At 75.0% G+C, this 17,930-nt stretch carries 15 protein-coding genes; 3 read left to right on the top strand and 12 right to left on the bottom strand.

Annotated features, from left to right (window positions below; genetic code table 11):
• Positions 1 to 125 precede the first annotated feature (125 nt).
• Positions 126 to 959 carry a hypothetical protein gene (locus ACH4TG_RS29575; protein ID WP_398245614.1) on the top strand — a complete coding sequence of 278 codons (834 nt, stop codon included), beginning with the start codon at positions 126 to 128 and terminating at the stop codon, positions 957 to 959.
• Positions 960 to 1,232: 273 nt separating this feature from the next.
• Positions 1,233 to 1,481 carry a hypothetical protein gene (locus ACH4TG_RS29570; RefSeq protein WP_398245613.1) on the top strand — a complete coding sequence of 83 codons (249 nt, stop codon included), beginning with the start codon at positions 1,233 to 1,235 and terminating at the stop codon, positions 1,479 to 1,481.
• Positions 1,482 to 1,561: 80 nt separating this feature from the next.
• Here ACH4TG_RS29570 and der read toward each other — a convergent pair whose 3' ends face one another.
• From der to ACH4TG_RS29550, 4 genes are all read right to left on the bottom strand, one after another.
• Positions 1,562 to 3,019 (bottom strand): ribosome biogenesis GTPase Der, encoded by a 1,458-nt coding sequence (der, locus tag ACH4TG_RS29565; RefSeq protein WP_398245612.1) that lies wholly within the window; start codon positions 3,017 to 3,019, stop codon positions 1,562 to 1,564.
• Between the two features lie 65 nt (positions 3,020 to 3,084).
• On the bottom strand, positions 3,085 to 3,669 hold the full coding sequence (locus tag ACH4TG_RS29560) for a lysophospholipid acyltransferase family protein (RefSeq protein ID WP_398245759.1): 585 nt from the start codon (positions 3,667 to 3,669) through the stop codon (positions 3,085 to 3,087).
• A 191-nt stretch (positions 3,670 to 3,860) separates the two neighbouring features.
• Entirely contained in the window at positions 3,861 to 4,547 is a 687-nt protein-coding gene (gene cmk / locus ACH4TG_RS29555) for a (d)CMP kinase (RefSeq protein ID WP_398245611.1), read from the bottom strand.
• A 126-nt stretch (positions 4,548 to 4,673) separates the two neighbouring features.
• Positions 4,674 to 5,759 carry a prephenate dehydrogenase gene (locus ACH4TG_RS29550; protein ID WP_398245610.1) on the bottom strand — a complete coding sequence of 362 codons (1,086 nt, stop codon included), beginning with the start codon at positions 5,757 to 5,759 and terminating at the stop codon, positions 4,674 to 4,676.
• A gap of 255 nt (positions 5,760 to 6,014) precedes the next feature.
• Between ACH4TG_RS29550 and ACH4TG_RS29545 the strand changes: the two genes are divergently transcribed.
• Complete coding sequence (locus tag ACH4TG_RS29545) at positions 6,015 to 6,824, top strand: DNA polymerase beta superfamily protein (protein WP_398245609.1); 810 nt, start codon at positions 6,015 to 6,017, stop codon at positions 6,822 to 6,824.
• Between the two features lie 37 nt (positions 6,825 to 6,861).
• On the opposite strand, the gene ACH4TG_RS29540 is transcribed toward ACH4TG_RS29545, so the two are convergent.
• The 8 genes from ACH4TG_RS29540 to ACH4TG_RS29505 all read right to left on the bottom strand — a co-directional run bounded on the left by ACH4TG_RS29540 (position 6,862) and on the right by ACH4TG_RS29505 (position 16,573).
• Positions 6,862 to 7,653 (bottom strand): DNA polymerase beta superfamily protein, encoded by a 792-nt coding sequence (locus ACH4TG_RS29540; RefSeq protein ID WP_398245608.1) that lies wholly within the window; start codon positions 7,651 to 7,653, stop codon positions 6,862 to 6,864.
• A gap of 81 nt (positions 7,654 to 7,734) precedes the next feature.
• Positions 7,735 to 8,832, bottom strand: a complete 1,098-nt coding sequence (locus ACH4TG_RS29535) for a pseudouridine synthase (RefSeq protein ID WP_398245607.1) — start codon at positions 8,830 to 8,832, stop codon at positions 7,735 to 7,737.
• A complete protein-coding gene (gene scpB / locus ACH4TG_RS29530; RefSeq protein WP_398245758.1) occupies positions 8,832 to 9,644 on the bottom strand; it encodes an SMC-Scp complex subunit ScpB in 813 nt (270 codons plus the stop codon). Before scpB ends, ACH4TG_RS29535 begins: the two co-directional genes overlap by 1 nt.
• A gap of 47 nt (positions 9,645 to 9,691) precedes the next feature.
• Positions 9,692 to 11,035 carry a segregation/condensation protein A gene (locus tag ACH4TG_RS29525; RefSeq protein WP_398245606.1) on the bottom strand — a complete coding sequence of 448 codons (1,344 nt, stop codon included), beginning with the start codon at positions 11,033 to 11,035 and terminating at the stop codon, positions 9,692 to 9,694.
• A gap of 119 nt (positions 11,036 to 11,154) precedes the next feature.
• Positions 11,155 to 11,859, bottom strand: a complete 705-nt coding sequence (locus ACH4TG_RS29520) for a hypothetical protein (RefSeq protein ID WP_398245605.1) — start codon at positions 11,857 to 11,859, stop codon at positions 11,155 to 11,157.
• On the bottom strand, positions 11,844 to 12,809 hold the full coding sequence (locus ACH4TG_RS29515; RefSeq protein ID WP_322900208.1) for a ParA family protein: 966 nt from the start codon (positions 12,807 to 12,809) through the stop codon (positions 11,844 to 11,846). The genes ACH4TG_RS29520 and ACH4TG_RS29515 overlap by 16 nt, the downstream gene beginning before the upstream one ends.
• A 355-nt stretch (positions 12,810 to 13,164) precedes the next feature.
• The gene (gene ald, locus ACH4TG_RS29510; protein ID WP_398245757.1) at positions 13,165 to 14,280 is read right to left on the bottom strand and encodes an alanine dehydrogenase; all 1,116 of its coding nucleotides are present in this window, start codon (positions 14,278 to 14,280) and stop codon (positions 13,165 to 13,167) included.
• Between the two features lie 301 nt (positions 14,281 to 14,581).
• Positions 14,582 to 16,573: a tetratricopeptide repeat protein gene (locus tag ACH4TG_RS29505; RefSeq protein ID WP_398245604.1), complete on the bottom strand. Its 1,992-nt coding sequence runs from the start codon at positions 16,571 to 16,573 to the stop codon at positions 14,582 to 14,584.
• Between the last annotated feature and the right edge of the window lie 1,357 nt (positions 16,574 to 17,930).

Here is a 17,930-nt window from a genome sequence, read left to right as displayed (position 1 = left end):
GGATCGCCGCAAACCGTGACTCCCGGCACAGACCGTCCGTTGTCACAGTGCGCCGGGACATGCCCGGCGCCCGGATCCCGCCGGACCCATCGCGACCGCAGCACCGCACTTCCAAGGAGACTCCCGTGGCGCCCATGCTCGACGTGAGTGACGAGGTACGAGCCGAGATCGGCGACGAGGAGACCCAGCGGCTCCTCACCGGTGAGAACGCGCCCGGCTCATACGACTGCACCTCCTGCCGCACCCCGGGCGACACGACGCAGGAGCGGACCAGCACCGTGCTCTTCGTCGGCGACGAGACCGCGGTCCTGGCGTTCGCGCACGCCGCGTGCATCCCCTCCCAGGTGGTCCCGGTCTCCGAGGAGCAGTTGCAGGGCGCGGTCCGCAGCATCTCCGGGACCGACGACGTGGCGGCGGCGGGCAGCGCCCCGGCCGCCCCGGCTCCGGTGCCGGTCCAGGCCGACCCCGTCCCGGCACCCGCGACCCGGCAGGCGGTGCTCGGCATCACCTGCGGGCTGATCATCGTCGAGGAGCAGCTGCGGCCGGCGCTCGTGGTGGAGCCGACCGGGCCGGTGGCGCGGGTCGGCGCGGTCGGCGGCGGGGACGACTTCCTGCCGCTGCTGATCGAGCAGGGCTTCATGCCGCAGCTCGACCTGGAGGTGGCGCCCTCCCCGCTGCGCGGCTGGTCGGTGCTGCTGGCGATGGGCAAGCTGCACGCCGTGCTGCAGCCCGGCGCGGCCGGCGCCCCGGCGTCCGCCTGGTGGCAGGCGCACCAGCCGCTCCAGGTCAGCGACGGCTGGCGGTCCGCGGTCAACCGCAGCAACGAGGTGTACGTCTACGCGGGACCGGCCGGCTCGGTGGGCCGCCAGCCGCGGGAGGACCTGATGCGCGAGGCGCTCGCCAAGGCGTGCGCGCGGGGCCAGCTGGTGGCCGCGACGATGCCGCTGTCGGGGACGTGACGGAGGCGGGAGACCGGGGAAACGGGGCTGCCACCAGCGGCTGAGTGGCGGGCCGGCGGCCGGGCGGCCGCGGCTGGCCCGGCCTGGGGCAGCAAGGAGGGGCGCGCACGGACTACCGTGCGCGCCCCTTCATGCGCCGGCGCACGTTGACGAGGTCAAAGATCGGCAATTCAGCCGTGCGGCCCGCATCCCGGGGCACGTCTCCTCGTTGGCGTTTACGTGCACACCTTTGACGCCTCCCCGCGCTCCCCGTTCCAGCGGTACATCCCGCCCATGCGCACCGCGCAGGACGCGGCCGGAGGCAGTGGCACACCGATCTACGACGCGCTGTACTCCGAGTACCGCCGGCTGTTCCGGACGCTGCCGGGCGACCGCAGCGGCGAGGAGCAGCTGCAGTTCCGCGGCTTCGCGGCCTGGCACGCGCAGTACCCGCCGCTGAGCGCCGGCGGCCGGCACCGCGGCACGGGCCCGGCCGCGCTGCCGCCGGGCCGGGCCGAGAACGGCGGCGACCGCCCGGCGTGAACCGGCGGGCCGCCTGAACCGCGCCCGGCGGCCGGCGACGAGCCCCGGCCACCGGCCGGCTGAACCGGCCGGCGCGGCGGCTACTTCTTGCGGCCCCGCTTCTCGCGCACCCGCACCGACACCTGGATCGGCGTGCCCTGGAAGCCGAACTCCTCGCGCAGCCGGCGCTCGATGAAGCGCCGGTAGCCGGCCTCCAGGAACCCGGACGCGAACAGCACGAACCGCGGCGGCCTGGTGCCCGCCTGGGTGCCGAACAGGATGCGCGGCTGCTTGCCGCCGCGGATCGGGTGCGGGTGGGCGGCCACCAGCTCGCCGAGGAAGGCGTTCAGCCGCCCGGTGGGCACCCGGGTCTCCCAGCCGGCCAGCGCGGTCTCGATCGCCGGCACCAGCTTCTCCATGTGGCGGCCGGTGCGCGCCGAGACGTTGACCCGCGGCGCCCACTGCACCTGGACGAGATCGCGCTCGATCTCCCGCTCCAGGTAGTAGCGGCGCTCCTCGTCCATCAGGTCCCACTTGTTGTAGGCGATCACCACGGCGCGGCCGGCCTCGACCGCCATCGAGATGATCCGGGTGTCCTGCTCGGCGAGCGTCTCGCCCGCGTCGATCAGGATCACCGCGACCTCCGCCTTCTCCAGCGCGGCGGCTGTGCGCAGGGACGCGTAGTAGTCCGCGCCCTCCGCGAGGTGGACCCGCCGGCGGATGCCCGCGGTGTCGATGAACTTCCAGGTGATGCCGCCGAGTTCGATCAGCTCGTCGACCGGGTCGCGGGTGGTGCCGGCCACCTCGTTGACCACCACGCGGTCCTCGCCGGCGACCTTGTTCAGCAGCGACGACTTGCCGACGTTGGGCCGCCCGATGAGGGCGATGCGGCGCGGGCCGCCGGTGGCGGCGCCGAAGGTCACCGCGGGCGCCTCGGGCAGCGCCTCCATGATGGCGTCCAGCAGGTCGCCGGTGCCGCGGCCGTGCAGCGAGGACACCGGGAACGGCTCGCCGAGGCCGAGGTTCCACAGGACCGCCGCGTCGGCCTCGCCGGACGGGCCGTCGACCTTGTTGGCCGCCAGCACCACGGGCTTGCCCGCGCGGCGCAGCAGCTTCACCACGGCCTCGTCGGTGTCGGTCGCGCCGACGGTCGCGTCCACCACGAACACCACCGCGTCGGCCGCCTCGATGGCGAACTCGGCCTGCGCGGCGACCGAGGCGTCGATGCCCAGGACGTCCTGCTCCCAGCCGCCGGTGTCGACGATCTTGAAGCGGCGGCCGTTCCAGTTCGCCTCGTACGACACGCGGTCGCGGGTGACGCCGGGCCGGTCCTCGACGACCGCCTCGCGGCGGCCGATGATCCGGTTCACCAGTGTCGACTTGCCGACGTTCGGGCGCCCGACGACGGCGAGCACCGGCAGCGGGCCGTGGCCCGCCGCGGCGAGGTCGTCCGCCACGTCCTCGAGGTCGAAGCCCTCCTCGGCGGCGAGCTCCATGAACTCGGCGTATTCGGCGTCGCCGAGCGCGCCGATGTCGCCGTGCTCGTCCTGCTGGTCCATGAGGTCTCTCCGTCGATCGACAAGTGGGGCGGCCACCGCCCGCGGGGCGGTGGCAGCGGGGTGGTTCAGCGGCCGGTGGCCCGCCGGGCCTCGGCCAGGTGGGCGGTCAGCCGGTCCTGGATCTGCCGGGTGGCGTCGTCCAGCGCGCTGCGGGTGCGGCGGCCGCTGCCGTCGCCCGCGGTGAACGGCTCGCCGAAGACGATGTCCACCCGCGCCCGCAGCGGCGGCAGCTGCCGGACGAGCCGGCCCTGCCGGGCGCTGCCCAGCACCGCGACCGGGACGACCGGCGCTCCGGTGCGCACCGCGAAGTACGCCAGGCCGCCGCGCAGCTCGGCGAAGTCGCCGCCGCTCCGGGTGCCCTCGGGGAAGATGCCGAGCACGCCGCCGGCCTCCAGGACGCCGAGGGCGGACGTCACGGCCGTGCGGTCGGCGTTCTCCCGGTCGATCGCGATCTGCCCGATCGACCGCAGGAACGGGTCGAGCGGACCGATGAACGCCTGCTTCTTCACCAGGAAGTGCACCGGGCGCGGGGCGGTGCTCATCAGCAGCGGGCCGTCGATGTTGTGGCTGTGGTTGCCGGCCAGGATCACCGGGCCGTGCGCCGGGACGTGCCAGGCGCCGAGCACCCGGGGCCGCCACAGGGTGCGCATCAACGGGATGCTGATGCCCCGGCCGACGGCGGCGCCGCGCTCCGGCGGCGCGCCGGCGGCGTTCCGGCCCGGACGGGGCTGCTGCCCGGCGGCCCGCTCGCGGCCGGCCGCCCGGCCGTGCTGGTCGTGCCCGCTCCGGCCCCGCCCGTCCTGCGGGCGGCCGTCGGGCGGGGACTGCGGGGAGCGGGGCGTCACGAGCCGGTCCGCTTCTCCTCGACCAGCGTCACGATGTGCTCGATGACCTGCGTGAGGGTGAGTTCGGTGGTGTCCACCTCGACCGCGTCCGCGGCCTTGGCCAGCGGGGAGGCGGTGCGGGTGGAGTCGGCGGCGTCGCGCCGGATGAGGTCGGCCCGGGTGTCGGCCACGGTGACCGCGCCGTTCAGCTCGCCGCTGCGGCGGGCGGCGCGGGCCTCGGCGGAGGCGGTGAGGAAGATCTTGACGGTGGCGCGGGGCAGCACCGTGGTGCCGATGTCGCGGCCCTCGACGACTATGCCCTCGACCGCGGTGGCGACCGCGGCACGCTGCAGCTCCACCAGCCGCGCGCGCACCTCGGGCACCGCGCTCACGGCGCTGACCGCGGCGGTGACCTCCTGGGTGCGGATCGGGCCGGCGGCGTCCAGGCCGTCCACCGTGATCGTCGGGCCGGCCGGGTCGGTGCCGGAGACGAGGGTCGGCTTGCCCGCCTGGTCGGCGATGGCGACGGGGTCGCCGACGTCGACGCCGTTGCTGAGCATCCACCAGGTGATCGCCCGGTACATCGCGCCGGTGTCGAGGTAGCGCAGTCCCAGCTTCTCGGCGACCGCACGGGAGGTGCTGGACTTGCCCGTGCCGGAGGGGCCGTCGATGGCGACGATCACCGGGTTGACCGTATTGACCACAGCGGAGGGACCTTCCTCGTACACGGGGGGATCGGCGGGCGGCCCGGACGCACCCGTGGCCGTCCCCCAAGGTTACCGGCCCCGCGATGCTCCCCACGCCGCCTGCGCCGCGCCGCCCGGCCTCCCCTACTGCCGCAGCGCCCAGCCGCGCTCGCGCAGCGCCGCGGTCAGGGTGGGCGCGGTGCGCGGCTCGACCATGAGGTTCACCAGACCGGCCTGCTGGCCGGTGGAGTGCTCGATGCGGACGTCCTCGATGTTGACGCCGGCGGCTCCGGCGTCCGCGAACAGCCGGGCCAGCTCGCCGGGCTGGTCGCCGATGAGCACCGCGACGACCTCGTACGACTTGGGTGCGGCGCCGTGCTTGCCGGGGACCTTGGCGCGGCCGGCGTTGCCGCGGCGCAGGATGTCCTCGATGCCGGCCGCGCCGCCGCGCCGCTTGTCGTCGTCCGCGGACTGCAGGGCGCGCAGCGCGGCGACGGTCTCGGCGAGGTCGGTGGCCACGTCGGCGAGGACGTCGGCGACCGGCCCAGGGTTGGCGGCCAGGATGTCCATCCACATCCCGGGCTCCGAGCCCGCGATCCTGGTCACGTCGAGGATGCCCTGCCCGCACAGCCGCACCGCGCTGTCCTCGGCGTGCTCCAGGCGGGCCGCGACCATGCTGGAGACCAGTTGCGGGGTGTGCGAGACCAGGGCCACGGCGCGGTCGTGCGCGTCGGCGTCCATCACGACGGGCACCGCCCGGCACAGGGCCACCAGTTCCAGCGCGAGGTTGAGCACCTCGGTGTCGGTGTCCGCAGTCGGGGTCAGCACCCAGGGCCGCCCCTCGAACAGGTCGGCGGTGGCGGCGAGCGGGCCCGACCGCTCCCGGCCGGCCATGGGGTGCGTGCCGATGTAGCGGCCGAGGTCGCAGCCGAGCTCCTCCAGGTCGCGGCGCGGTCCGCCCTTGACGCTGGCGACGTCCAGGTAGCCGCGGCCCAGGCCGCGCTGCAGCGCGTCGGCGAGGCTGGCCGCGACATGCGCCGGCGGCACGGCGACGATCACCAGGTCGACGGGCTCGTCCGGGATGCCGGCGGTGCCCGCGCCGAGCGCGGCCGCCGTCCTGGCGGCGTTCTCGTCGTGGTCGCTGAGGTGGACGTCGACGCCGCGGGCGCTGAGCGCGAGCGCGGCGGAGGTGCCCATCAGCCCGGATCCGATGACGAGCGCGGTCCTCACCTCGGGCCGCCCTTGCCCGATCGCTCCACGTCCACGTCGTTCGCTCCTTCGGGCCGGCAGACCTGCTGTGCTGGACACCAGGCTAGTCATCCGCGCCCGCATCGCGGCACGGCGGACCGCAGGGCGAGACGGGACCCGTCCGTGCCGCCGGCACCGCGGCCACCGTGACGGCTGTCACTCCCGGGGTGCTCCTGATCACCGTGTGAAGCAGGAAAACCCCGGCGCCGGGAGGGGTTGCTGGCGATAATCGCCCTCATGCGCGAATCCGAGCCGCCGACGGCACCCACGGCACCAGAGCCGCCCGTGGTGCCCGTGGTGCCCGAGGGGGACCTGGGGCACGCCCTGGTCAGGGACCACACGGTCTACACGTGCGTCATGGGCTCGCGCGCCTTCGGCCTGGCCACGGAGTCCAGCGACACCGACGTGCGCGGGGTGTACGTCGCGCCGACGCCGCTGTACTGGCGGTTCGACAAGCCGCCCACCCATGTCACCGGGCCCCGCGACGAGCAGTTCTCGTGGGAGATCGAGCGGTTCTGCACGCTGGCGCTGCGGGCGAACCCCAACCTGCTGGAGTGCCTGCACTCGCCCCTGGTGGAGCACGTCGACCGGGTCGGCGGCGAGCTGCTGGAGATCAGGGACGCCTTCCTGTCCCGCCAGGCCGACACGACCTTCCGCGGCTACGCCCAGCAGCAGCTGCGCAAGCTGGAGGCGGACATCCGCTCCCACGGCCGCCCCCGCTGGAAGCACGCCATGCACCTGCTGCGGCTGCTCATCAGCTGCCGCGACCTGCTGCGCACCGGCCGGCTGGTGATCGACGTCGGCGAGCACCGAGAGCCGCTGCTGGCGGTCAGGCGCGGCGAGCGGACCTGGGACGAGGTGCGCGCGTGGATGCGCCGCCTCCACGAGGAGAGCGACGCGGCCGCCGCCGGGAGCCCGCTGCCCGCGGCGCCGGACCGCGCCCGGGTCGAGGACTTCCTCATCCGCGTCCGCGGCCTGACCGCCGCCCCGCCCCGGCAGCAGCCCGTCCCGCTGCGCTTCACGGCGCCGGCGCCGCCCGGCGCCTGACCGCCACTCCCCCGGGGCCTGCCCGCTTTCCCCCCGGTCAGCCGGCGGCGGCGCGGCTCCTGACGACGAGGTCGTGCAGGGCGTCGTACCCGGTGGGCCGCAGCGGCAGCGCCGAGCGGGACTGCGCCTCGTCCAGCACGGCGTGCAGCGCCACCACGTCCGCCCGCACCTTCTCCGGTTCCGCCACCGCGGGGCCGGCCGGGCCGTGCTCGGCCTCGGCCTTCCGCGCGATCAGCTCGGGGACGTAGGCGGGGGCGGCGGCCAGCTCCAGCAGGGTGGGCAGATGTGCCTGCACCTCGCCGGACCGCATCAGGTGGATGCCGGTGAGCAGCACACGGAAGGTGTAGAGGAGCGGCTTCAGCTCGCCGTTCTTCTCGTACAGCCGCCACTGGGTGCGGGCGAAACCGCGGTAGTGGTGGGCGTGGTCCCGGGTGAGCACGCCCGGGGCGAGCGCGGTCAGCTCGGCGTGCACGTCGCCGGTGCGGACGACCAGCGGGGACAGCAGCTGCTCCAGCACGTAGCCGTTGCGCCGGAGCATCAGCCGGGCGAACTTCAGCAGGTCGTGCGTGACCAGGTCCATCTCCAGGCCGTCCCGGTCCCACATCCGGCTGCGGGTGTGCTCGCCCTCGCGCAGCCCGATCACCTCGTGCAGGGGCAGCAGGTGCACCCCGCGCAGGTCGACGTCGGAGTCCTGGGACGCGAAGCCGTAGAGGTGGGCCCCGGAGACGGTGGCGAACAGCAGCGGGCGGTCCGGGTCCCGCACCTCGGCGAGGACCGCGGTGAGGTCGGGGACGCCCGCGTCGGTCAGGGTGTCGGCTGGCGTGGTCATGCCGGTATCCAAGCGGCACGGCGGGTGCCGGCGCGAACGGTTTCCCGGGGGCGGGCGGCCGCCCCCGGGACTGCCCCGCTCCTACAGATCGACCTCGTGCATCAGCATGCCGACCTCGGTGTTGGTGAGGCGGCGCAGCCAGCCGGACTTCTGGTCGCCGAGCGGGATGGGCCCGAAGCTGGTGCGCACCAGGCGGTCGACGGGGAAGCCGGCCTCGGCGAGCATGCGGCGCACGATGTGCTTGCGGCCCTCGTGGAGGGTCACCTCGACCAGGTAGTTCTTGCCGGTGTTCTGGACGATCCGGAAGTGGTCGGCGCGCGCCCAGCCGTCCTCCAGCTCGATGCCGTTCTTCAGCTGCTTGCCCAGGTCGCGCGGCAGCGGCCCCTGGATCGCGGCGAGGTAGGTCTTCTTCACGCCGTACCGGGGGTGGGTCAGGCGGTGCGCCAGCTCGCCGTGGTTGGTGAGCAGGATCAGGCCCTCGGTCTCGGTGTCGAGCCGGCCGACGTGGAAGAGGCGGGTCTCGCGGTTGGTGACGTAGTCGCCCAGGCACTGCCGGCCGTCCGGGTCCTCCATGGTGGAGACGACGCCGGCCGGCTTGTTCAGCGCGAAGAACAGGTACGACTGGGTCGCCACGGTCAGCCCGTCGACCTTCACCTCGTCGTGGTCGGGGTCGACACGCAGGCCCTGCTCGGTGACGATCTTCCCGTTGACCTCGACCCTGCGCTGCTCGATCAGCTCCTCGCAGGCCCGCCGCGAGCCCATGCCGGCGCGCGCGAGCACCTTCTGCAGCCGCTCGCCCTCCTGCTCGGCGCCGGGGAAGGTCTTGGGCAGGTTGAGCTTCGGCTTGCTGTGCCGCTCGCGGTTGCGCTCCTCGATCTGGGCGTCCAGCTCACGCGGGCGCGCGGGTGCGCTCTTGCGGCCGCGGTTGCCGGGCAGGTTGCCCGACTCCTTGGTGCGGGGCATGCCGCCGGGCTTGTTCGCCCCGGACTGGCCGGTGTCGCCGACGTCGTAGCGGCGCTCCTCCGGGCGCGGCTTGCGCGGCCGCTGCGGGCCGTCGTCGCGGCGGTCCGCGCCGGCGCCCCGCCGGTCGCCTCCGCCGCCCCGCCGGTTCGCACCGCTGCCGCTGCCGCCGCCCCGGGGGGTCCGGTTGCCGCCGCTGTTCCTGTCGCTGCTTCGCATCAAGTTTCCGTAATCGAGGTGGTCATCGAACCGGCCGGTGTCTCGTCCGGCGCGTCCGGGTCGAACGACGGGAGGCCCTCCTGGGACTCCGCCTCGACCGCGTCCGCCTCCGGCAGGAACGGGGCGAGCTCGGGCAGCTCGTCCAGGCTGCGCAGGCCCATGCGTTCCAGGAAGTAGTTCGTCGTCCTGTACAGGATCGCACCTGTCTCGGGTTCCGTCCCACCTTCCTCCACCAGCCCGCGCTGAAGCAGGGTGCGCATCACGCCGTCGCAGTTCACGCCGCGCACCGCGGAGACGCGTGAGCGGCTGACAGGCTGGCGGTAGGCGACGACCGCCAGGGTCTCCAGCGCGGCCTGGGTGAGCCGGGCCTGCTGGCCGTCCAGCACGAACTTCTCGACCGCGGGCGCGTACGCGGGCCGGGTGTAGAAGCGCCAGCCGCCGGCGACCAGCCGCAGGTCGAAGCCGCGGCCCTCGCGCGTGTAGTCGTCGGACAGCTCCCGCAGCGCCTTGGCCACGGTCCGGCGCGGCCGGTCCAGGACCTTCGCCAGGTGGTCCTCGGTCGCGGGTTCGTCGACGACCATGAGGACCGCTTCCAGCGCGGGTTTGAGGTCCAGCTCCGCGGTGGCCGCGGCCAGCAGCCCGGCGGGGGCCGCGCCGCCCTCGGCCGGTCCCGGCTCCAGCTCGGCCCCTGCGGAGGCGGGCGCGCCCGGCTCCCCCAGCTCGGCCGCCTCGATCGGCTCGGCCGCCTCGATCGGCTCGGTCGGCTGTGCGGCCTCGACGGGCTCGACGGGCTCGGCCGGCTCCACGGGCATGGCCGGCTCCACGGGCATGGCAGCCTCGGTCGGCTGTGCGGGCTCGGTCATGGCGACTCTCCCTCTCCGGCCGCCGGGCCGGGCTCGCTGGTGTCCGCGCCGCCGGGGGCGTCTCCGGCCTCGCCCGGTGCGGCGGACGCGGCGGCGCCGGCGGGCCGCCGCTTGTCGGGGTCCGCGGGGGTCTCGCGGTCGAACTCGTCGGTGACGAGCGGCTGGTCGCCCTCCTGCGCGCTGCCGGTCCAGCGGACCTGGAGCGCGCCGAGCGCCTCCTCCTGGTCGAGGGCGACGGCCTTCTCCCGGTACAGCTCCAGCAGCGCGAGGAAGCGGGCGACGACGGTCAGCGTGTCGGCAGCGTCCGCGGTCAGCTCGCCGAAGCTGGCCGCGCCGCGCTCCCGCAGCAGCGCGATGACGTGCTCGGCCTGCTCCCGCACGCTGACCAGCGGCGCGTGGATGTGGTCGACGTACACCTGCGGCTTGGGGCGCGGCTGCATGGCCTTCACCGCGAGCTGCGCGAACCGCTCGGGCCCGATGCTCAGCACGACCTCGGGCAGCAGCTCGGCGTGCTGCGGCTCCAGGCCGACGGTCCGCGGGTAGCGCAGCGCCTCGATCTCCAGCCGCTCGGCGAAGATCCCGGCGATCTGCTTGTAGGCCCGGTACTGCAGCAGCCGCGCGAACAGCAGGTCGCGCGCCTCCAGCAGCGCGAGGTCCCCCTCGTCCTCGACCTCGGCGGCGGGCAGCAGCCGGGCGGCCTTGAGGTCGAGCAGGGTGGCCGCGACGACCAGGAACTCGGTCGTCTGGTCGAGGTCCCAGTCCGGGCCCATCGCGTGGATGTGGGCCATGAACTCGTTGGTCACCTTGGACAGGGCGACCTCGGTGACGTCCAGCTTGTGCTTGGAGATGAGCTGGAGCAGCAGGTCGAACGGCCCCTCGAAGTTCGCCAGCCGCACGGTGAAGCGGTTGCCGCCGTCCGCGGCCTCCGCCTCGCCCCCACCACCGGCATCGGTCGCGGGCTCGGCGTCCGGCGCGGCGGACGCGGGTGGCTGCTCCTGCGACACGGCGTCGGGCGTGACCCCGGGCACAGCGTCGGCATCGGACGTGACCTCAGGCACGGCCTCGGTCACGGACTCGGGCGGTGGCTCCACAGCGACGGTCACGTCGGCCTCGGCCGCCCCGTCGACCTCGGGCGGGGCCCCGGCACCTCCCGCGGGCACCGCGACAGGCTCGGGTTCCGGCGCGAACTCGGGCGCGAACTCCGGCTCGGGCTGCTCCACTTGGGCCGGTTCCACCTCCGGTGCGGGATCCCACGCGACGGCCGGCGGTGCCGGTGCGGCGGCGCCCCCACGGCCGAGGCGGCGGCGGGGGGCGGCGGGGTCGTCGGGTGTGGTCGGCATCGGGGTCCATGGTGCGGAGACGGAGAGGGCAGGCTATCGCGCCGCCGGGTGGGCCCGGGCAGCGCGGCGCGCGGCCGTCGCCGCGCCCGGCCCGGACAGGGCGGGCGAGGGCGCGGGGCTCAGCGGCCCCGAAGCCGCCGCACCAGGATGCTCGCGTCGCCGCGCGACTCCAGGTCGGCCAGGACCACGGCCACCGCCTCGCGGACGATGCGGCCGCGGTCGATGGCCAGGCCGTGTTCGCCGCGCAGTACGAGCCGGGCGTGCTCGAGGTCCATGAGCTCCTCGGCGGAGACGTAGACCGTGATCTTCTCGTCGTGCCGTTCGCGTCCGCTGGGGCGCCGGTTCTGCCGGGGTGCCTTGCGGCGGGCCGGCTGGGGCGGCTGCGGGTTGGCGGTGACCGGCGGCGGCACGGGCTTCGCCGGTCCGGGCGGCGCCATCTGCGGGGTGACCGTGGCGGTCACCGTGGGCGCTGCGGCGGCGGCCGAGGACACCGCGGGGCGGTCCCCGGTCAGCGCCCGGCGCTGGGCGGGCGTCTGGGCCTGGTCGCGGGAGGGGTCGCGGCCGCCGTCCCGCCCGGGGTCGCGTCCGGTGCCCCGTCCGCCGTGCTCGTGCTCGGCGGTATCGCCGCCGGCGGCACCACCGGCCCCGGCGGTCCGCCCCTGGTCCTCGGCGTCGCCGGGGACGGGCCGCAGCCGCGTGTCGCGCGACGCCCCCGACTGCGCCTCACCACCGGCGTGCTGCCGCGGTTGCGGTGCCTGGAGCGCGGCTCCCCCGGTGGTGCGGAACAGTTCGTCGGCGCCCGGCAGACTCACTCGGCGTGGCACCGGGCGAGCACCTCCCTGGCGAGCTGGCGATAGGCGGCGGCGCCGACGGAGTTGGAGGCGTACGTGGTGATCGGCTCGCCGGCCACGGTGGTCTCGGGGAACCGCACGGTGCGGCCGATGACCGTGTGGAAGACGTGGTCGTCGAACGCCTCGACCACGCGCGCCAGCACCTCGCGGCTGTGCACGGTGCGCGAGTCGTACATCGTGGCGAGGATGCCGTCGAGTTCGAGCTCGGGGTTGAGCCGCTCCCGGACCTTCTCGATGGTCTCGGTGAGCAGTGCGACACCGCGCAGCGCGAAGAACTCGCACTCCAGCGGCACGATCACCGAGTGGGCGGCGGTCAGCGCGTTCACCGTCAGCAGGCCGAGCGAGGGCTGGCAGTCGATCACGATGTAGTCGTAGTCGGACATCAGCGGCTTCAGGGCGCGCTGCAGCGCGGACTCCCGGGCCACCTCGCTGACGAGCTGGACCTCGGCCGCCGACAGGTCGATGTTGCTGGGCAGCAGGTCCATGCCCGGCACGGCGGTCTTCAGCAGGACCTCGTCGGCCGCCAGCCCGCGCTCCATCAGCAGGTTGTAGACGGTGATGTCGAGTTCCATCGGGTTGACGCCGAGGCCGACGGACAGCGCGCCCTGCGGGTCGAAGTCGACGAGCAGCACCCGGCGGCCGTACTCGGCCAGCGCGGCACCCAGGTTGATGGTCGAGGTGGTCTTGCCGACCCCGCCCTTCTGGTTGCACATCGCGACGATCTTCGCCGGGCCGTGGTCGGTGAGCGGATTGGGGATCGGGAAGTAGGGCAGGGGGCGGCCGGTGGGCCCCACGCGCTCGCGACGCTGGCGTGCCGCGTCGGGGGCGAGGGTGGCGGCGTACTCCGGATCGGGCTCGTACTCCGCGTCCGGGTCGTAGAACTGGCCGTCCTGCAGGTCGTTGTCGTCGTCGAAAGGCGCCATGGCGTACGGGGTGTGCGTTTCTGTGATCGGTTCGGTCCGGCGGGACTCGAAGGTACGGACCGCGACGGAACCGACGGTCGTTCCTGGTTGACCACCCCCGGGAGCAAATGTCGACTCATTCACAAGTCGTCTTACCTCCTTGGTGACCAGGAAACTTCTAGACAGGTCAGCGTGACTACAGCCGACGTTTCGCGACTCTATGGCGTGTCGAGGGTCCGCAGCAACACAATCCGCCGGACACGGCACGATGTGTCGGTAACCGAACGCCCTTCTGTCAAGGGCGTAACGACGCGAACGGCCGGGTCCTGTTCGCCAAGACCCGGCCGTGTCGGTGGAGTTGGGACCCCCTGCCGGTTCAGCCCAGCAGGGTGTGCAGGTCCACGGACTCCAGGCCGTGCGCCTCCGCCACCGGACCGTAAACGACCTGGCCCTCATGGGTGTTGAGACCCAGTGCGAGCGCCTGGTCGCGGCGCAGCGCCTCCCGCCAGCCGCGGTTGGCGACCTCGACGATGTACGGCAGCGTGGCGTTGGTCAGCGCGTAGGTGGAGGTGTTGGGCACCGCGCCGGGCATGTTGGCGACGCAGTAGAACACCGAGTCGTGCACCATGAAGGTCGGTTCGGCGTGCGTGGTGGCGCGCGAGTCCTCGAAGCAGCCGCCCTGGTCGATCGCGATGTCGACGAGCACGGAACCGGGCTTCATCCGGGACACCATGTCGTTGGTGACGAGCTTGGGCGCCTTGGCGCCGGGGATCAGCACCGCGCCGATGACCAGGTCGGCGCCGAGCACCGCCTGCTCGAGCGCGAACGCGTTGGACGCCATGGTCTGGACGCGGTTGCCGAACACCTTGTCGGCCTCGCGCAGCTTGTTGACGTCCTTGTCGAGCAGCGTGACGTGGAAGCCCAGGCCGAGCGCGATCGTGGCGGCGTGCCAGCCGGAGACGCCGGCGCCGATCACGACGGCGGTGCCGGCCAGGACGCCGGGGACGCCGCCGGGCAGCACGCCGCGGCCGCCGGCCGAGCGCATCAGGTGGTAGGCGCCGACCTGCGGGGCGAGCCGGCCGGCCACCTCGGACATCGGGGCGAGCAGCGGGAGCTGGCGGTTCGCGGTCTCGACCGTCTCGTAGGCGATCGCGGTGGTGCCGGACTCCAGCAGCGCGTCGGTGCACTCGCGCGAGGCGGCCAGGTGCAGGTAGGTGAAGAGCGTCTGGTCCTTGCGGAGGCGGTGGTACTCCTCGGCGATCGGCTCCTTGACCTTCAGCAGCAGATCGGCGGCGGCCCACACCTCGTCGGCGGTGGGCAGGATCTGCGCCCCGGCCGCGACGTACTCCTCGTCGGGGATGGACGAGCCGTTCCCGGCGCCCTGCTCGACGACGACCTGGTGGCCGTTGCGGACGAGCTCGTGCACGCCGGCCGGGGTGATGGCCACGCGGAACTCGTTGTTCTTGACCTCGCGGGGGATGCCCACCTTCACGTCGATCACGGTCCTTGCACTCAGGGAAACAGGGTGTGGGATGCGCGGGAATGCGTCAGTGCGTCCGGACATGGTGCGAGATGGCACGACACATCGGACGTGACCGCCTTGTACGCGGCGCAGCCCAGTTTAGTTAAGGAAGAGCCGCTGTCCAGCCTTACAAAGTGGTTGGTTTGACCGAGACCATTGGCAGTTTCGTAGGCTCGCTGGGCGCACGGCGGCGTGCCCGCCGCACGTCGTGGCCGGTCACCCGGCCGGGACGGGCCTCACAATGCGGTTCCGGCGGTCCGGAATGCGGTTCTCAGAAGTCCGGGAACTCGCCCGGACGGAACAGTTTCCGGGCGGCCTTGCGCTGCAGTCCCGCGCCGCTGCCGTCGCCCAGCCGGTCCAGCGCGTCGGCCAGCCGCAGCAGCACCGCCGCCTCCAGCCGCCGCTCCCCCGCCTGCCGCGCCCAGTACAGCGCGTCCCGGCAGGTCCGCAGCGCGTCCTCGGGGTGGCCCGCGTACTCCTGCACGCGGGCGGCCTCGGTCAGGGCGCGGGCCTGCGAGGGCATGTCGCCCAGCCGCCGGTAGACCGCGGCGGACGCGCGCCACTCGCGCAGCGCGGGCCCGTAGCGGGCCTGGTACGTGAGGACGGAGCCGATCCTGGCGTGCAGCCGCGCCTGGTGGACGAGTTCGCCGCGGCCCTGGCGCAGGGCCAGCGCCCGGCCGAACCAGTCGCAGGCGCGCGGCAGGTCCTGCCGGGCGAGGTAGGTGCCGGCGAGCGCCTCGAGGATCCGGCCCTCGGCATCGGTGTCGTCGCCCGCGCGGGCCGCGTCGAGCGCCTGCCGGTACTTGGCCACCGCGTCGTCGCCGCGGCCGGCCTCGGCGTCCAGGTCGGCGAGGTTGATCAGCGCGGCGGCCTTCTCGCGGTGCAGGCCGCGGCGTTCGGCGACGCCCAGCACCAGGCCGTGCAGCTCGTAGCGTTCCCCGGCCATGGTCTGCGCGCTCTCGGGGACGGCGACCAGCGCCCGGACCAGGGCCGCGACGAGCCGCCTGGCCAGCGTGTCCAGCTCGCCGTCGGCGACGGCGGCGCGCGCGGCGGCCATCAGCGCCGGGAGCCTCTCGGCCAGCCAGCCGGCGGCCTCGGCGCGCGAGCCGAACCGCAGGGTGCGCGGCAGCCCGTCGTCCGGCGCCTCGCCGGCGAGCGTCGCCCCGCACGAGCGCAGCAGGCGGACGGTCCGCTCCAGCATCCTGGCGCGGGCGAGCCGCACGTCCTCCGGCGGGTCGAGCTGCTCGACCAGCGCGCGCAGCAGCGGTTCCAGGCTGCCCGGCACCCGGTACGGGCGGGCGCCGCCGCCCTCCAGCAGCGCGCCGGCCACGAAGTCGTCCAGCGTGCTCTGCGCGGCGGGCACCGAGCAGCCGGCCAGCGCGGAGGCCACCTGGGCGTCGACCCGGCCGGCCGGGGCCAGCACCAGCAGGCGCAGTATCCGCGCGGCGGTCGTCGGCAGCGTGTCGTAGACGAGCCGGAAGGCGCGCACCAGCTCGCCGGAGCCCTCCGCCGCCTTCAGCCTGGTCGCCGCGTCGGACAGCGACAGCCGCGGATGCCCCACCAGCCACGCCGCGACCAGGCGCAGCGCGGTGGGGTGGCCGCCGAGTTCCTGCACGAGGGTCTCCGCGCCGCGCGGGTCGTTGGTGACCCGGGTGCCGCCGATGGTGCGGGCCACCAGCTCCACGGCGGCCGGGGTGTCCAGGCCGCCGAGGGTGCACGGGCGGACGTCGGCGACGCCGGTGAGCGGGCCGCCGGCGGTGGCCACGACGAGGCTGCCGGGCGCCGCGGGCAGCAGCCCGGCGAGCTGGTCGCCGCGGGCGACGTCGTCCAGGACCACCAGCGCGGGCCCGCCGACGGCCGGCGCGAGGGCGTCCTCGACCTGCTGGGCGGGCAGCGGCTCGCCGCCGTCACCGGTGAGCCGGACGAAGAAGCGGCCCGCGGGGTAGTCGCCCGCGACCTGCCGGGCCAGTTCCAGGGCCACCGTGGTCCGCCCGATCCCGGGCCGCCCCACGACGAGCAGCACCCGCCCCTGCTCCGACTCCCGGCCGCCGGCCGCCCGCAGGCCCGGCCGCCCGATCTCCGCCCGCAGTTCCTCCAGCTCCCGCTCCCGCCCGACGAACCCGGTCGCCGGACTCGACGGCACGAACGGCTTCGCCCGCCTCCGAGTCGGTACCACCCCGGGCACGGGTCCGGGCGAGGCCGCAGCCACGGGCGCCCCCTGCGCGCCGGCTTCCGGCCCACCGGCCCCTTGAGCCCCGGACATCCGGGCGGCCTGCGATCCAGCGGGACCTGCGTGCGCCGCCTCCTGCGACGGTGCGGGCGCCGTACGGGCCACGGGCCCACCCTCCGCATCAGCAACCCCCGGCTCAGCCGGGCCACCGGATGCCGGGCGGGCCGCGCCGGCAGGCGCGCTGGCCGGGTCGCCGGACGCCGGCCGGGCGCCAGTTTCCGGGCCGTGGCGACGGGCGGGCGTGGTGGCCGGGCCGTCGGCTACCGGCTGGGCGCCGGGCACGGAACGGGGACGGCCGGCGGGCGGGGTGGCGGCACCCCCGGACGCCGGACGGGCGTCGGATTCCGCGCGGGCACTGCCGGGGGACGTGGTGGCCCGGCCGTCGGGTGCTGGCTGAACGCCAGGGGCAGGGCGGTGACGACCGGCGGGCGCGCTGACCGACTCGCCGGACGCCGGCTGGGCGCCATGTCCTGAACCGGGACGGCCTGCGGGCGAGCCAGCCGGGCTGCCGGAAGCTGAACGGGTGCCAGGTTCTTGGCGCGCGCCGGGTTCCGGGCGGGGACGGCCGGCGGGTGGACTCGCAGGGCTGTCGGATACCGGACGGGCACCAGAAGGCGGGCGCGTACGACCGGCCGGCGGGGCGGCCGGGCCGTCGGATGGCGAGCCGGTGCCAGGTTCTGGGCGGGGAGGGCCGGCGGGTGTGGCGTCGGCGTGGTGCGGCTGCTGGCCCTCGGTGCCCGGCCCCGGCGTCACGGCTGGCTCCCTTCCCGCTCGCGGACCCTCGGCGGTCCGGCCGGGCGCCCCATCGGCGCCCTGCGCTGATCCTGCCGCTTCGGCGGGCTCCGCGCGGCCGGTACCGCCGACCTGGGCCGCAACCTCCGCAACCTTCACAACGTCGGCGTCGGCGGCTTCGGCTGCCACGGCCCCGGTCCCGGCCTCGTCCACGGCGGGCTCGACGGCCTTCGCGCGCTTGGGGCGGCGGGGAACGGCCGCCCGCCGGGGGGACTTCCCGGGCTTGTCGCGCTTCCCGGAGCTCTCGCCGTTCCCGGGCTCCTCCGGGTTCCGGGTCCTGCGGCGGGACGCGTCGGCGCGCGAGGGGGAAGCCGCACCGGTGCCGTCCGTCGGCGGCTCCGAACCCTGGTCGGCCTCCGCGGACCGGTCGGCGTCGGCCCGCTTGCGCGGCCGGCGCGCCGCGGGCGTGCCGGCGGAGGTGCCACCCGGGCCACCCGCGCCGCCCGTGCTGCCCGTGCTGCCCGCGGAGGACTCGCCGGTACCGGCGGTTTCCCCGCGCCGCGCCGGAGGCGGGTCGAGTGCCTGATCCGTCACGGACACGCTCCCGGCTGGTGAGGTCGTCGCGGTCGACGCCCCGGACCAGGGCGCGCGTCGAGCC

This window comes from Streptomyces sp. NPDC020917, assembly GCF_044333795.1.
Classification (GTDB): domain Bacteria; phylum Actinomycetota; class Actinomycetes; order Streptomycetales; family Streptomycetaceae; genus Actinacidiphila.
This window is presented reverse-complemented; position numbering and strand designations above follow the sequence as displayed.